The organism is endosymbiont of Riftia pachyptila (vent Ph05), assembly GCF_000224455.1.
Classification (GTDB): domain Bacteria; phylum Pseudomonadota; class Gammaproteobacteria; order Chromatiales; family Chromatiaceae; genus Endoriftia; species Endoriftia persephonae.
In genome coordinates this window covers 1-875 of record NZ_AFOC01000184.1, presented here as the reverse complement: position 1 = coordinate 875, position 875 = coordinate 1, and the positions used below count along the sequence as shown (strand labels likewise).

The following is an 875-nucleotide window of genomic DNA, read 5'->3' as shown; positions in this document are numbered from 1 at the left end:
GCGCTATCGTTGGCGGTGGGGTCGATACCGCCGACACTGCTGTCTTCCAGTTGTGCGCCCACGGCCAGGGTGCTGCCGTCGCTGCTCAGGGCGACGGAGAAGCCAAACTTGTCGCCAGCCCCTCCTGCGCTGACCCGGCCTTGCTGTGACCAGACCGGCGGGGTGACGCTGGTGTCCCTGACGAAGATGTAGACGATGCCGCTATCCTGATTCGGTGCGCCCACCGCCATGGTGGTGCCGTCGGAGCTGACGGCGACGCTGGTGCCGAACTGTGCCCCGGCCGTGGTGTCGCTGGCCTTGAAGTAGTTGATGATGTCGACCGAGTAGCCGGCGCTGGAGAGCTCGTTCTCTCCCCTGAACCTGCCGAGTGGCGAGCCGAGGCAGTCGCTCTCAGTCGCGTCGCAGGATTCGACCCGGTAGCGGGCATCGTTCCAGTTGAACAAATGGGCGCTGGTATCGACGCTGTGGCTGGTGCCGGCGATGGAGCTGGAGGCCGCATCCGCCGCGCTGAAGGTGCCGCTACCATCCCGGTCGAACAGCAACCGGTAGTGGTCGTGGTTGGCATAGAGGGTGGTGTTGGCGGGCAGGGGCCAGTCGAAGTGCAATTGCTTATTGTCGGCCGTCATGGTTACTGCCGGGCCGACGATCACCTGTCGGTTCAGGGTGGCGATGTTGCCAGCCGCATCGGTAGCGGTATAGACGCGGGTGTACTGGCCCATCACGTTGGTGTCGACATCGTTGGTTTTGGTAATGTCTTTGGGATCAGTGGCGTCGAGCGCGGTGTCGAAGCCCGCGCCATCCATCGCATCGACGCCCTCAGCACCAGGTTCCGTATAGTTTTCGCCAACCGCCACATAGACGGGGTCGTCCCCTCT

1 protein-coding gene is annotated in these 875 nt (G+C 63.8%); it reads right to left on the bottom strand.

Going from position 1 to position 875, the window contains the following annotated elements; all coding sequences use genetic code 11:
• Window positions 1–875, bottom strand: an 875-nt coding sequence (locus tag RIFP1SYM_RS16125) for an immunoglobulin-like domain-containing protein (protein WP_139042192.1), incomplete at both ends; no start/stop codon positions are given.